Below are 13,257 nucleotides of genomic sequence, written 5' to 3'. Positions count from 1 at the left end.
TCAACTCCTCTGCAGGGGGGAGAAACAGGCGACTTCCTGGCTGGGTTTGCTGGTCAGGTTGATTTCGGCCCAGCAGCGCTTGCCGGTCTCGGTCGGTTCGGCGTGGTACCGGTCGGCAAGAGCGGCGACGAGGAACAGGCCCCGGCCGCCCTCGCTGTCCGCCTCGGGCAGAGCCGGCTGGGGCAGTACTGGGCTCGTGTCGCAGACCTCGATCCGCAGGACGGCCTCGTCGAGACAGACCGTGAGCGAGACGGACCCGGTGCCGGCGTGCTGGACCGCGTTGGTGAAGAGCTCGCTGACCAGCAGTTCGGCTGTGTGCACCACCTCGGTGCCCAGTCCCGCGTCCCAGCCCGCTATCGCGTCCACGGCCTGGTGCCGGGCCTCGCTTGCTGCGGCGGGCGTCGCGGGTAGGGAGAAAGCGAGCTGGTGCGCTTCCATGAGCGGCCTCCCGGTGTAGGTGGGGCCACACCAAGCAACCAGCCCGTCGCCGTGAATGGTGAGCCCTGACGCGGGCGCCGCATGACTTATGCAGGAGCTGCATCACCGCCAACTAGGTCTGATCTATGCTCGGTTGAGCAGGCAGGATCGCGACGGCGGAGGGAGCCGTGGCAGATGGCCGATGCATATGGGGAAGCGAGACGGATCGCAGAACAAATCCGTCGGGCACGGGTGTTACAGCGGCGTTCACAGCACGACGTGGCCGCAGCGCTCGGGTATCACCAGTCCAAGGTGAGCCGTCTGGAGAGCGGTCGCGGCACGGAGGACATCCGCGTACTACGCGCCATCGCGCAGGAACTGAACATTCCACCTCATGAGTTGGGCCTTTCCCCATCTCAGGACGTCTCCGCCGCCGATCAAGAAGCTGACGACATGCACCGCCGTACCTTCCTCGCCGCGAGCATCGCAGCGCTCGCGGCCCCGGCCGGCTCTTCGGCCTCGCACACCGCCCTCGTCCAGGCCCTCCTGCCCGGTCCCGGCCCTGCGGGCACCGGTGGCCCCCAGGACACCGCCGTCCTGTATGAACGCGTCGGATCAGCACTCAGGCTTTTCCACACCTGCCATTACACAGAGCTGGAGCGCACCCTCCCGAGCCTGATCGCCGACCTGCGACTGGCCGCCGGTGATGCGACGGACAGGGATACCGTGTCCCGGCTCCTGGCCACGGCGTACCAGACGGCGACGAGCCTGCTGCTCAAGCAGCACGACCAGGGCAACGCATGGCTCGCCGTCGGCCGGGCGATGGCAGAAGCCGAACGCTCAGGCGACCCGGTCGTTCTCGCCTCCAGCGTCCGCGTCCAGGCCCACGTCCTGGTCCGCGAGAAGCACGCCACAGAGGCCGTCACCCTGGTCCGGTACACCGCGGACCAGCTCACCGGCTCCTACGACCGGCGTTCACCGAAGTACCTCGCCGCTGTCGGACTGCTGCTCCTGCGCGGAGTGACTGCGGCCAGCAGCCGCGGTGACCGCGCGGCCACAAAGGAATTCCTCGCCGAGGCGAAGGAAGTCTCCCGGTACGTCACTCTCGATCAGCCCGACGCCTGGGCCACCTTCAGCCCCACCAATGTCGCCCTGCACGAACTCAGCGCCCTGGTGGCCTTCGGTGACGCCGGCCTCGCCCTTCAGGCGGCCCGGCCCCTCATGCGCCGGCACATCCCGGTCCCCGAACGCCGTGCCGCACTATGGGTCGAAGCGGCCCGCGCCTACAGCCAGCAGGGCCGCCTGGCCGACGGCTACCAGGCCCTGCGGATCGCCGAGACCTGCGCCGCCCAGGACATCCGCCGCCCCGACGTCCGCAACCTGGTCGCCGACATGGCCGCCCGCGACCGCCGACGTACCCTGCCGGAACTGCACCACTTCAGCCGCCAACTGGGAGTCCCCGCGTGACCGAGCCGACCGCCCCGGACAAGAAGCCCTTCCTGTACGTCGTCGTGTGCGCTGCAGGTGTTGCCCGAGACGTCGGCAAGCTCATCACGGCCGGCCAGGAGGCGAACTGGGACGTCGGCGTCATAGCCACACCACAGGGGCTTGGCTTCATCGATACCAAGGCGATCGAGACACAGACCGGTTACCCGATCCGCTCCGCCTGGCGTTCACCGGGAGACCCGCGCCCACTGCCGCCGGCGGACGCGATCGCCGTGGCCCCCGCCACCTTCAACACGATCAACAAGTGGGCCGCCGGGATCTCCGACACCCTCGCCCTGGGCATCCTGTGCGAGGCGTACGGCATGGGCATCCCGACCGTGGCACTGCCCTACCTGAACTCCGCCCAGGCCGCCCACCCCGCCTACCAGCAGAGCCTGGACCGGCTGCGGGGTATGGGGGTCCTGATCGGTTCCTGCGAACCGCACCGGCCGAGGGCTGGCGGCGCGGCGGAGCGCTTCCGCTGGGAGGAAGCACTGGACTTGCTGGAGCCTCTGGTCAGCACAGCGCGGTGACTCCGTCCGTGACTTGGTAAGAGGGTGTGTGTCCCCGCGGCTGACGGCCTCGAGACGCGAGGCCATCAGTGCCGGAATGACCGGTGTCGCGTGGGGCCCGCAGGCCCAGGCTGTGACTGGCTCGGTCGTGTCTGGCCGGAGTGTGCCGGTCGCGGTGTCACCCACGTACGGGATTGGGCGGCTCGAGCTCGATCGCTGGGGGACTGCCGGGCGGCGAGGCGTTGGATTCGCCAGGTGAGGGTCCTGGCGGCGGAGCGGGCGTCGTCCAATGTGCGCAGCCGTGCGGCCTGCTGGAGAAGCTGCTCGGGGTCGTGACCCGCGTTCTCCGCTTCGGTCAGGGCGGCGGCCAGTGCCGGCCAGGCGGGGTCGTCGAGGACCTGCTGGACGTGGTCGGGCAGGATCACGAGGATCCGCTGGGCGTGCCGTTCCATGCTGCGGCCCCGTGGCTGACGCTGGGCCAGGGCGGTCAGCGGTCCGGCGGCGGCTTGATGGTAGGCGGCCTGCAGGTGAACCAGAGCTTGGTGAGCTGCGGCGACTTGCTGGTCGTGCCGGTGGACCTGGTGCCAGCGGGCCGCGGCGAGGACGACAAGGACAGCGCTGTCGAGGAACATCGCCAGCCCGGACCCGTCACCGGTGACCGGCGCGGTGCGCAGGGCTCGTATGGCGCCCCGGAGGGCGCGGGCGTGGTCCTGCTGGGCGCGAGTGGGGCGCGGGGCGGCGGTGCGGTCTCCCCGCACGACCTGGTGAAGGCCGTACTCCTTCTCGATCTTTGGAGTTCGCGGTCGGCGGTGAGGTAGTCGTTCCAGTGGCGGGCGGTACTCAGGTCGCCTCAGACCTTGGTGGCGGCGATGTGGATGTGGTCGGGTGCATGGCGGACGGCGACCCAGCGGCAGCCGTCCGGGTCGTCCTGTGGCGCGATGCCGGTGGCCGCCACAGCGCGGCGGGCGATGTGGGCCCACTCCTCGTCGCTGAGGTGGCGGTCGGTTGTGGCGGCTCGGATGGAGCAGTGCCAGACATGCTGCTCGGGCGCACGTCCCAGTCGGCGGGCTTGCTTGACGCGCAGGTCGAGGTCGGCCACCAGGAGCTTCTTTGTGGCGGCGAAGTCGTCGCTTCGGCCGGGGTCGGGGGCAAAACCGTCCCAGGAGGCAACGAGGTGAGGGTCGGTGTGGTCCGTGGCCCTCTTGATGTCGAAGAGGTAGCGGATCAGGCCGGCTGTGTCCTTGCCGCTGCTGATCTTGGCGATCATCAGGCCGCCTTCTTGGTGACGGCCTGGTTAGCGGCTGCAGCGATCTCAACGACGGCGGCACGGACCGCCGTGAGGGTGCGCCCGGCATGGGTCAGAGCAGCGTTGTCCCCAGGGTGCGGATGGCCGCCCGCGTCGAGCTTCCGGACGATCTGGTTGACGTTGTTGCCGATCTTGGCAACCCGCTCGCGCAGGGGGTCAGCTCGTCGATGTAGTCATCGAGCGGGGTGCGCTGGCCGGGCAGGGCAAGGTCGCCATGGATGTGCGCGCGCCCCTGGTGCCCGATGGCCTTCGCCACCCCTGGGGCGGAGGCATCCCTGTTGGACCGGCCCTTGGACGGTCCAACGGCATACCTTGCTGGCTGGTTGGCGCTGGTGGTTACCCGAGAAACCCCAGCTCAGGGCCACACCAGGCAGTACGGCTGGTGGCCGGCGTCGTGCAGCCGCTTGGAGAAGTCCTGCCACTCGTGCAGCAGCTGGTACACGTTGAACGCGTCCCGGGGGCCGCCCCGGTCGGGGACCGTGGACCAGATGAACGCCGCCGCGCCGACCGCTTCCTCGCCGATGTCGCGGAGGGGGTCGACCACCGTCATGGGGAGCTTCACGACCGCGTAGTCGGGGTGCAGGACGACCAGTTCCAGCGGCGGCACCTTGTGCAGGGGGACGCCTTCGATGCCGGTCAGGACCATCGCGGCCATCGTCTCCGGCTTGATCTTGGTGAACATGCCGTTCATGCCGAGCTCGTCGCCGCCGAGCTCCTCGGGGCGCATGGAGATCGGGACGCGGGCCGCGGTCGCTCCGTCCGGCGCGCCGAAGTACTTGTACGTCACCCCCACCCGACCACCATTCCTGCTCCCCGCCCGTGGGCGGTCCACCCGGCTCAGCGGGTCGAACCGCTCCGGTTCGTTCGGTGCACCCTGTGCCTGACGTGCGTCGTTCGCTGCCTCCGCGTCGCGCCGGTGCCTTCCCCGCCGGGCACGTCGAGGACCCAGGTCATCGGTCCCCTCGCCCAGTCCGCCACCGCGATGCATATCTCCACCCGACTGCTTTTCTAGGATGCGTGGCCGGGGCCGCGCAACCCGATCATCGTGTCAGTGACCTCCCCCACGGCCGCTCGCCGAAACGTGCGCTGGAACAGCTGTCCGCAGGTTTTTCGAGGCGCCCCCGACACGACCCTTCGTCATGTCCATACGTATGCGGGCACCAGTTTCTCAGATGGGTGGGGTGCGGATCTCTCGTATGGCGGGTGCGGGTCCCGGCGATGGCGCGTACCGGTCGCCCGCGGCGGGCGTGTCCCGGCCTTCCGCGGCGCGGGGTCCGCACCGCCGCGGCGGGTGCGGATCTCCCGTACCGGGGTCGTCGGCCTACCCTGAGGAGGTCACCCGGCAGCCCAGCCGGAGAAGGTCCCGGAAGAGGTCGGAGAAGCCGCACGTCATGAGCGAACTGCCCTATCCCTACGAAGCGCCTGCCTCCCAGGCCCTGTTCGACCGTGCGGCGGTCGTCACGCCGGGTGGCGTGAACTCGCCGGTGCGGGCCTTCCGCGCCGTCGGAGGCACGCCCCGGTTCATGGTGTCCGGCACGGGCCCGTACCTCACCGACGCCGACGGGCGCGAGTACGTCGACCTGGTCTGCTCCTGGGGCCCCATGATCCTCGGGCACTCCCACCCCGAGGTGATCGCCGCCGTGCAGGAGGCCGTCGCCCGCGGCACGTCCTTCGGCACGCCCGGTGAGGGCGAGGTCGCGCTCGCGGAGGAGATCGTCGCCCGGGTGGAGCCCGTGGAGCAGGTGCGGCTGGTCAGCAGCGGTACGGAAGCGACGATGTCCGCGATCCGGCTCGCCCGCGGGTTCACCCGCCGGTCCAAGGTGATCAAGTTCGCCGGGTGCTACCACGGGCACGTCGACTCCCTCCTCGCCTCCGCCGGCTCCGGTGTGGCGACGTTCGCGCTGCCGGACACCCCGGGCGTCACCGGCGCGCAGGCCGGCGACACGATCGTGCTGCCGTACAACGACCTGGAGGCCGTGCAGGAGGCCTTCCACCGGCACCCCGGCGAGATCGCCTGTGTGATCACCGAGGCCTCGCCCGGCAACATGGGCGTCGTGCCGCCGCAGCCCGGCTTCAACCAGGGGCTGAAGGACGCCTGCCAGAAGAACGGCGCCCTGTACATCTCCGACGAGGTCATGACCGGCTTCCGCACCAGCCGCGCCGGCTGGTACGGCATCGACGGGGTCAAGCCCGACCTGATGACCTTCGGCAAGGTCATGGGCGGCGGCTTCCCGGCCGCGGCGTTCGGCGGGCGCGCCGACGTCATGGCGCACCTCGCCCCCGCCGGGCCCGTCTACCAGGCCGGCACCCTCTCCGGGAACCCGGTCGCCACGGCCGCCGGCCTCGCCCAGCTGCGCCTGCTGGACGACGCCGCCTACGACACGGTGAACGCCGTGTCGGAGCAGATCCGCTCGCTCGTCACCGAGGCGCTGACGAAGGAGGGGGTCGCGCACCGGCTGCAGACCGCCTCCAACATGTTCTCCGTGTTCTTCACAGACCGTGAGGTCCGCGACTACGAGGACGCGAAGAAGCAGGAGTCGTTCCGCTTCACCGCGTTCTTCCACTCCCTGCTGGAGAACGGCGTGTACCTGCCGCCGTCGTCGTTCGAGTCGTGGTTCGTGTCGACCGCGCACGACGAGCGGGCCATCCAGAAGATCGCCGACGCCCTCCCGGCGGCGGCCCGAGCCGCGGCGGAGGCCACCGCGTGAGCGACAGCAGCAAGGACATCACCGTCGTCCATCTGATGCGGCACGGCGAGGTCGCCAACCCGGACGGGATCCTGTACGGGCGGCTGCCCGGCTACCACCTGTCGGAGCTCGGCCGGAAGATGGCCGAGCGGGTCGCCGACCACCTCTCCTCCCGGGACGTCACGTACGTGTGCGCCTCCCCGCTGGAGCGGGCGCAGGAGACGGCGACCCCGATCGCCAAGGCGCACGGGCTGGACCTCGCGACCGACGAGCGGCTCATCGAGGCCGAGAACGTCTTCCAGGGCAAGACGTTCGGCGTCGGCGACGGCGCGCTGCGCAAGCCCGCCAACTGGAAGCACCTGGTCAACCCGTTCCAGCCGTCCTGGGGCGAGCCGTACGTCGACCAGGTGGTGCGGATGATGGGCGCGCTGAACGCCGCGAAGGACGCGGCGCGCGGGCACGAGGCGGTGCTCGTCAGCCACCAGCTGCCGATCTGGATCGTGCGCTCCTACGTCGAGCGGCGCCGGCTGTGGCACGATCCGCGCAAGCGGCAGTGCACGCTCGCCTCGCTGACGACGTTCACGTACCTGGGCGACAAGATCGTCTCCGTCGGCTACACCGAGCCGGCCCGCGACCTGGTCCCGGCCCACCTGCTGGCCGGCGCCAAGCCGGCGAAGGGCCAGGGCAAGGCCTTCGGCGCGTGACACGGCCGTCCCCCGGCGCCGCCGTCTGACGGCCGGTCAGCTTTGGGACAGTTTTGTTACGTTCGTGGCGTAACGCATACGAGCCCGCGGAACCCCCCGGTTCGTCGCGCCCTCTGACTGGGTGACCACCCAAGGACGTGACGAATCGGGGAACTCATGCGCACCTTCTCCCGCAGGGGAATGCTCGGCCTGGGCGCGGGCGCCGCGGCGGCCACCTCACTCGCGGGCTGCGGCGGCCTCACGTCGTCGGGCGGGTCCTCCCACGCGGGCGGGTCCGGGGGGTCCGGGAAGGATTCCTCCGCCTCGCCGTCGGCCAGTGCCCGCCCCATCGGCGACGGCTCCACGGCGTTCACCGGCAAGCAGCCGCACCAGCCGGACGCGCCGCAGCCGCTGGAGCCGGGGCAGGAGCCGCCGCAGTTCGTCGTGTTCTCCTGGGACGGCGCCGGCGAGGTCGGCAACGGCCTCTTCCCGCGCTTCCTGGACCTCGCCAAGGAGCACGGGGCGAGCATGACCTTCTTCCTCTCCGGGCTGTATCTGCTGCCCGAGTCGAAGAAGCGCCTGTACGACCCGCCGAACAACCCGCGCGGCGCCTCCGACATCGGCTACCTCACCGACGCGCACGTGAGGTCCACCCTGGAGAACGTGCGCCGGGCGTGGCTGGAGGGGCACGAGATAGGCACCCACTTCAACGGCCACTTCTGCTCCGGCCACGGCACGGTCGCGCACTGGACGCCGCAGCAGTGGCGCAGCGAGATCGACCAGGCGAAGTCGTTCGTGAAGCAGTGGAAGACCAACACCGGCTGGAGCGATCTGCCGCCGCTGCCGTTCGACTACGACAAGGAGCTGGTCGGCGGCCGCACGCCCTGTCTGCTCGGGCAGGACAACCTGCTGCCCACCGCCCGCGCGCTCGGCTGGCGCTACGACGCCTCCTCGCCGGGCGGCCGTCAGACCTGGCCGAAGAAGCGGCAGGGCATCTGGGACCTGCCCCTGCAGCAGATCCCCTTCCCCGGCCGCCGCTTCGAGGTCCTGTCGATGGACTACAACATGCTGGCCAACCAGTCCGTCAACTCCACCAAGGCCCCCGCTCACAACTACCCGGGCTGGCGGCAGCAGTCCGCCCAGGCGTACATATCCGGCTTCCAGCGGGCATATGAGACAAACCGGGCGCCGTTCTTCATAGGGAACCACTTCGAGCAGTGGAACGGCGGCATCTACATGGACGCCGTCGAGGAGGCGTTCAAGCACATCGCACGGGAGAAGGAGAAGGGCGCCGACGTCCGTCTCGTCTCCTTCCGGCAGTTCGTCGACTGGATGGACGTACAGAAGCCGGAGGTGCTCGCCAAGCTGCGCACCCTGGAGGTCGGGCAGCGCCCGGCCGGCGGCTGGAAGACGTTCCTCGCCGACACCGGAAAAGGCGCCGCGAACGGCGCCTGAAATGCGGGTTTCCGCCCGCAAGGGGGGCGCCCAAGATCCCCGCGGGGGACATGCGAAACTTTTCACATGAGTGCCGCCAGCCGCGCCCCCCAGGGCTCGTTCCGCACCCGAGCCGCCCGTAGCCGCGCCGTCCTGTTCGCCGCCACGGCCGCCGCGGCCGCGCTGACCCTGTCCGCGTGCACCTCCGGAGGCACCTCGGGCGGCGGCGGCAACACCAACTTCGTGATGGGCAAGGACGGCATCGCCACCGCCGACAAGGGCGAGCGGGCCGACGCCCCCGACCTGTCCGGCCGCACCGTCGACGGCAAGCAGCTCGACGTCGCCGCCTACCGGGGCAAGGTCGTCGTCCTCAACGTGTGGGGCTCCTGGTGCCCGCCCTGCCGCGCCGAGGCGCCCGGCTTCGAGAAGGTGTACCAGGAGCTCAAGGGCCAGGGCGTGCAGTTCGTCGGCATCAACACCCGCGACCCCGAGGTCAGCACGGCCGCGGCCTTCGAGAAGGAGCAGGGCATCAGCTACCCGAGCCTGTACGACCCGGCGGGCCGGCTGATGCTGCGCTTCAAGAAGGGCACCCTCAACCCGCAGTCCATCCCGTCCACGCTCGTCATCGACCGCAACGGGAAGATCGCGGCCCGCACGCTGCAGCCCCTGTCGGAGGACAAGCTGCGGTCGATGATCAAGCCGGTCCTGGCGGAGAAGTGACGTGACCGAAGTCACCACCCTCGCCGCGGTCGCGGACCCCAACGGCACGGTGCTCAACGGAGCCCTGCTGGTGGCCCTGCCCGTCGCGCTCCTCGGCGGACTCGTCTCCTTCTTCTCACCCTGCGTCCTGCCGCTCGTCCCCGGCTACCTCTCCTACGTCACCGGCGTCAGCGGCACCGACCTCGCCGACGCCCGGCGCGGCCGGATGGTCGCCGGCGCCTCCCTGTTCGTCCTCGGCTTCACCGCCGTCTACGTCTCCACCGGCGCCTTCTTCGGCTACTTCGGGCAGAACGTCCAGGCCCACAAGGACATCCTCAGCAAGGTCCTCGGCGTCGTCATGATCCTCATGGGCGTCTTCTTCATGGGCCTGATGCCCTGGCTGACGCAGCGCGAGTTCCGCTTCCACACCCGCCCCGTGGCCGGGCTCCTCGGCGCGCCCGTGCTCGGCGCGCTGTTCGGCATCGGCTGGACCCCGTGCATCGGCCCGACCCTCGCCGCCGTGCAGGGCCTGGCGATGAACCAGGCCAGCGCGGGCCGCGGCGCCCTGCTCACCGTCGCCTACTGCCTCGGCCTCGGCGTGCCCTTCGTGCTCACCGCGGTCGCCTTCCGCAAGGCGCTCGGCGCCTTCGGCTGGATCAAGCGCCACTATGTCTGGGTGATGCGCGTCGGTGGCACCATGATGATCGCGACCGGTCTGCTGCTGCTGACCGGCGCCTGGGACCGCCTCGTGCAGGACATGCAGACCTGGTCCGACGGCTTCACTGTGGGGATCTGATCGATGAGCAAGACCACAACCGACCCGACGACCCCGTCCGACGCCGAGGACCTGGGAGCAGCGGGCTCCCAGCTCTCCACCGCGCCCCGCGAGGAACTGTCCACCCTGCCCGGCCTCGGCGTCATCGGCTGGGTCCGCTGGTTCTGGCGGCAGCTGACCTCCATGCGGGTGGCGCTGCTGCTGCTCCTGCTGCTGTCGCTGGGCGCCATCCCCGGCTCCCTCATCCCGCAGACCGGCATCGACGCCACCAAGGTCGAGCTGTTCCGCCGCGACCACCCCACCCTCGCGCCCGTCTACGACAAGCTCGGCCTCTTCCACGTCTACAGCTCGGTGTGGTTCTCCGCGATCTACATCCTGCTGTTCGTCTCCCTCATCGGCTGCATCGTCCCGCGCACCTGGCAGTTCATCGGGCAGCTGCGGGGCCGCCCGCCGGCCGCGCCCCGGCGGCTGACCCGGCTGCCCGCCCACACCACCTGGCGCACCGAGGCCGCCCCCGAACAGGTCCGTGAGGCCGCGCTGGCCCTGCTGAAGAAGCGCCGCTTCCGCGCCCACGTCGCCGGGGACGCCGTCGCCGCCGAGAAGGGCTACGTGCGTGAGCTGGGCAACCTGGTCTTCCACATCGCGCTGATCGTGATGCTGGTCGCGTTCGCCGCGGGGCAGCTGTTCAAGTCCGAGGGCGACAAGCTCGTCGTCGAGGGCGGCGGCTTCTCCAACACGCTCACCCAGTACGACGACTTCAAGTCCGGCAGCCTCTTCTCCGCCGACGACCTGGAGCCGTTCACCTTCAAGCTCGACGACTTCCGCGGCACCTACGAGGTCACCGGCCCCAACCGGGGCACCCCTCGCACCTACGAGGCGCACCTCACCTACAGCGTCGGCGCCTACGGCAAGGACCGGAAGACCGTCGTCAAGGTGAACGAGCCGCTGGAGATCGGCGACTCCAAGGTCTACCTGGTCAGCCACGGCTACGCGCCCGTCGTCACCGTCCGCGACGGCAAGGGCAACGTCGTGATGAAGGACGCCGTGCCGCTGCTGCCGCAGGACGGCAACGTCACCTCCTCCGGCGCGATCAAGGTGATGGACGGCTACCGCAACGCGCAGGGACAGAAGGACCAGCTCGGCTTCCAGGCCGTCTTCATCCCCACCTTCGCCGGCGAGGGCCAGGGCACGATGCTCTCCCAGTTCCCCGCGCTGCTGAACCCGCGCCTGGCGCTGAACGCCTACCACGGCGACCTCGGCGTCGACGCGGGCATCCCGCAGAGCGTGTACCAGCTCGACACCGAGCACCTGAAGCAGTTCAAGAAGGCCAACGGCGACCCCCTCGCCGAGCGCCTGAAGGTCGGGCAGACCATGCAGCTGCCGAACGGGGCCGGCTCGATCACCTTCGACGGCGTCAAGGAGTGGGCGGGCTTCCAGGTCACCCGGCAGCCCGCCAGCGGCTGGGCCCTCGGCGGCGCCGTCGCCGCGATCTTCGGACTCGCCGCGTCCCTGTTCATCCAGCGCCGCCGCGTCTGGGTGCGCGCGACCCCGGGCCCCGACGGCGTCACGGTCGTCGAGATGGCCGGACTCGGCCGCAGCGAGTCCGCCAAGGTGCCCGAGGAGCTGGGACAGCTCGCCGAGATCCTCTACGACCAGGCACCGGGCGCCCCCGAGCCCGACAGCGGCCCCCCGGCCGACCCCTCAGAAGTCTCCGTACCCGCCGAAGGGGCTGAGAAGCAGTGACCCTCGCCGCCGCCACCAACGAACACCTCGCGAACATCAGCAATGTGCTGATCTACTCCTCGATGGCCGTCTACACCCTGGCCTTCTTCGCCTACATCGCCGAGTGGCTGTTCGGCAGCCGCAGCAAGGTCGCCCGCACCGCGGCCGCGCTGACCGCCGAGCAGCAGGCGACGAAGGCCGCCCCGGCCGTCACCGTCACCAAGGCGGGCGGCACCACCGTGCTGGAGCGGCCCAAGGTCACCGTGCGGTCCGCGGCCGGCGCGCGCGACGTGCCGGACGGGCCCGGCGCGCACGGCGGGGACGCCCAGGGCGACCTGTACGGCCGGATCGCGATCTCGCTGACCGTGCTCGCCTTCCTGGTCGAGTTCGGCGGTGTCCTCACCCGCGCGCTGTCCGTGCAGCGGGCGCCGTGGGGCAACATGTACGAGTTCAACATCACCTTCTCCACCGTCGCGGTCGGCGTGTACCTCGGCCTGCTGGCGCTGAAGAAGAACGTCCGCTGGCTCGGCCTGTTCCTGATCACCACGGTCCTGCTGGACCTGGGTCTCGCCGTCACCGTCCTGTACACGGCGAGCGACCAGCTGGTGCCGGCGCTGCACTCGTACTGGCTGTACATCCACGTCTCCACCGCGATCTTCTGCGGCGCGACCTTCTACGTCGGCGCGGTCGGGACGATCATGTACCTGTTCAAGGACTCCTACGAGAGCAAGCTCGCCTCCGGCGGGAAGCCCGGCACCTTCGCCCGCTCCGTGCTGGAGCGGCTGCCGTCCTCGGCCTCGCTGGACAAGTTCTCCTACCGGATCAACGCGGCCGTCTTCCCGCTGTGGACGTTCACGATCATCGCGGGCGCCATCTGGGCGGGTGACGCGTGGGGCCGCTACTGGGGGTGGGACCCCAAGGAGACCTGGTCCTTCATCACGTGGGTCGCGTACGCGTGCTACCTGCACGCCAGGGCCACCGCCGGCTGGAAGGGCCGCAAGGCCGCCTACCTGGCGCTGATCGCGTTCGCCTGCTGGCTGTTCAACTACTACGGCGTCAACCTCTTCGTCACCGGCAAACACTCCTACGCCGGCGTCTGACCCCACGCCCCCTCGCGCCCCACGGCACCCTGACCGCCGTGGGGCGCGGCACGTACCGCCCGGCGGTGCGGTGAACGCCGTGGGGTGCGGTGCCCTGCGGTGCGCTGTGCCCGGGGTTGCGGTGACCGCCGTGGGGTGCGCGGCCCGGCGGTGCGGGGTGCCGCTGCGCCCACCCGTGCCGCCCCTAGCGGCACGACTGCCCGCAGCTACGCGAGACGGCGGCCCGCAGCTACGACAGGTAGCGGCGACGGCCTGCAGTCGCCGGCGGCGAGAAGGGGACGTGGTGGGGGGTGTCCGCCCGCAGCGGACGGCATTGCCTTCCGCCAGCCTCTTGAACTGACGTAGGGCCGTACCGAGGACGGACACCCCCCACCGCGGCCCCGACCCACCCACCGGCAGGAGGCGCCGGACAGGAACGGGCCGCCGCAGGCATTCAG

At 70.4% G+C, this 13,257-nt stretch carries 11 protein-coding genes and 2 pseudogenes; 9 read left to right on the top strand and 4 right to left on the bottom strand.

Annotated elements, in window-relative coordinates; genetic code table 11:
- Positions 1-438 carry an ATP-binding protein gene (locus tag ACF1AL_RS19500; RefSeq protein WP_391781140.1) on the bottom strand — a complete coding sequence of 146 codons (438 nt, stop codon included), beginning with the start codon at positions 436-438 and terminating at the stop codon, positions 1-3.
- A gap of 174 nt (positions 439-612) precedes the next feature.
- Here ACF1AL_RS19500 and ACF1AL_RS19495 point away from each other — a divergent pair, with 174 nt between their 5' ends.
- Together ACF1AL_RS19495 and ACF1AL_RS19490 are read left to right on the top strand one after the other, a co-directional pair.
- Positions 613-1,884 (top strand): helix-turn-helix domain-containing protein, encoded by a 1,272-nt coding sequence (locus tag ACF1AL_RS19495; protein WP_391826608.1) that lies wholly within the window; start codon positions 613-615, stop codon positions 1,882-1,884.
- Positions 1,881-2,435 (top strand): flavoprotein, encoded by a 555-nt coding sequence (locus ACF1AL_RS19490; RefSeq protein WP_391781142.1) that lies wholly within the window; start codon positions 1,881-1,883, stop codon positions 2,433-2,435. The genes ACF1AL_RS19495 and ACF1AL_RS19490 overlap by 4 nt, the downstream gene beginning before the upstream one ends.
- Positions 2,436-2,500: 65 nt before the next feature.
- Here ACF1AL_RS19490 and ACF1AL_RS19485 read toward each other — a convergent pair.
- The 3 genes and pseudogenes from ACF1AL_RS19485 to ACF1AL_RS19475 all read right to left on the bottom strand — a co-directional run bounded on the left by ACF1AL_RS19485 (position 2,501) and on the right by ACF1AL_RS19475 (position 4,708).
- Positions 2,501-3,681 (bottom strand): annotated as a pseudogene (locus ACF1AL_RS19485) (relaxase/mobilization nuclease domain-containing protein).
- Positions 3,681-4,060, bottom strand: a pseudogene (locus ACF1AL_RS19480) (plasmid mobilization relaxosome protein MobC); the annotation flags it as partial. The pseudogenes ACF1AL_RS19485 and ACF1AL_RS19480, both read right to left, overlap by 1 nt.
- Positions 4,061-4,075: 15 nt before the next feature.
- On the bottom strand, positions 4,076-4,708 hold the full coding sequence (locus ACF1AL_RS19475; RefSeq protein ID WP_391661993.1) for a hypothetical protein: 633 nt from the start codon (positions 4,706-4,708) through the stop codon (positions 4,076-4,078).
- Positions 4,709-5,111: 403 nt separating this feature from the next.
- On the opposite strand from ACF1AL_RS19475, the gene hemL reads away from it, so the two are divergent.
- From hemL to ccsB, 7 genes are all read left to right on the top strand, one after another.
- A complete protein-coding gene (hemL, locus tag ACF1AL_RS19470) occupies positions 5,112-6,428 on the top strand; it encodes a glutamate-1-semialdehyde 2,1-aminomutase (RefSeq protein WP_366841628.1) in 1,317 nt (438 codons plus the stop codon).
- Positions 6,429-6,463: 35 nt separating this feature from the next.
- Entirely contained in the window at positions 6,464-7,111 is a 648-nt protein-coding gene (locus ACF1AL_RS19465; RefSeq protein WP_391826690.1) for a histidine phosphatase family protein, read from the top strand.
- A 156-nt stretch (positions 7,112-7,267) separates the two neighbouring features.
- Positions 7,268-8,545 carry a hypothetical protein gene (locus ACF1AL_RS19460; RefSeq protein WP_366841629.1) on the top strand — a complete coding sequence of 426 codons (1,278 nt, stop codon included), beginning with the start codon at positions 7,268-7,270 and terminating at the stop codon, positions 8,543-8,545.
- A 66-nt stretch (positions 8,546-8,611) separates the two neighbouring features.
- Positions 8,612-9,244, top strand: coding sequence for a TlpA family protein disulfide reductase (locus tag ACF1AL_RS19455; RefSeq protein ID WP_384204328.1), 633 nt, complete (start codon positions 8,612-8,614; stop codon positions 9,242-9,244).
- Between the two features lies 1 nt (position 9,245).
- Positions 9,246-10,019 carry a cytochrome c biogenesis protein CcdA gene (locus tag ACF1AL_RS19450; protein WP_366841631.1) on the top strand — a complete coding sequence of 258 codons (774 nt, stop codon included), beginning with the start codon at positions 9,246-9,248 and terminating at the stop codon, positions 10,017-10,019.
- Positions 10,020-10,022: 3 nt separating this feature from the next.
- On the top strand, positions 10,023-11,741 hold the full coding sequence (locus ACF1AL_RS19445) for a cytochrome c biogenesis protein ResB (RefSeq protein ID WP_384204332.1): 1,719 nt from the start codon (positions 10,023-10,025) through the stop codon (positions 11,739-11,741).
- The gene (ccsB, locus tag ACF1AL_RS19440) at positions 11,738-12,820 is read left to right on the top strand and encodes a c-type cytochrome biogenesis protein CcsB (protein WP_391826606.1); all 1,083 of its coding nucleotides are present in this window, start codon (positions 11,738-11,740) and stop codon (positions 12,818-12,820) included. Before ACF1AL_RS19445 ends, ccsB begins: the two co-directional genes overlap by 4 nt.
- Positions 12,821-13,257 lie beyond the last annotated feature (437 nt).

It is taken from the genome of Streptomyces sp. NPDC014801 (assembly GCF_043082085.1).
Taxonomy (GTDB): Bacteria; Actinomycetota; Actinomycetes; order Streptomycetales; family Streptomycetaceae; genus Streptomyces.
The sequence above is the reverse complement of the archived record's forward strand: the minus strand, read 5'-3'. Positions and strand labels throughout refer to the sequence as shown.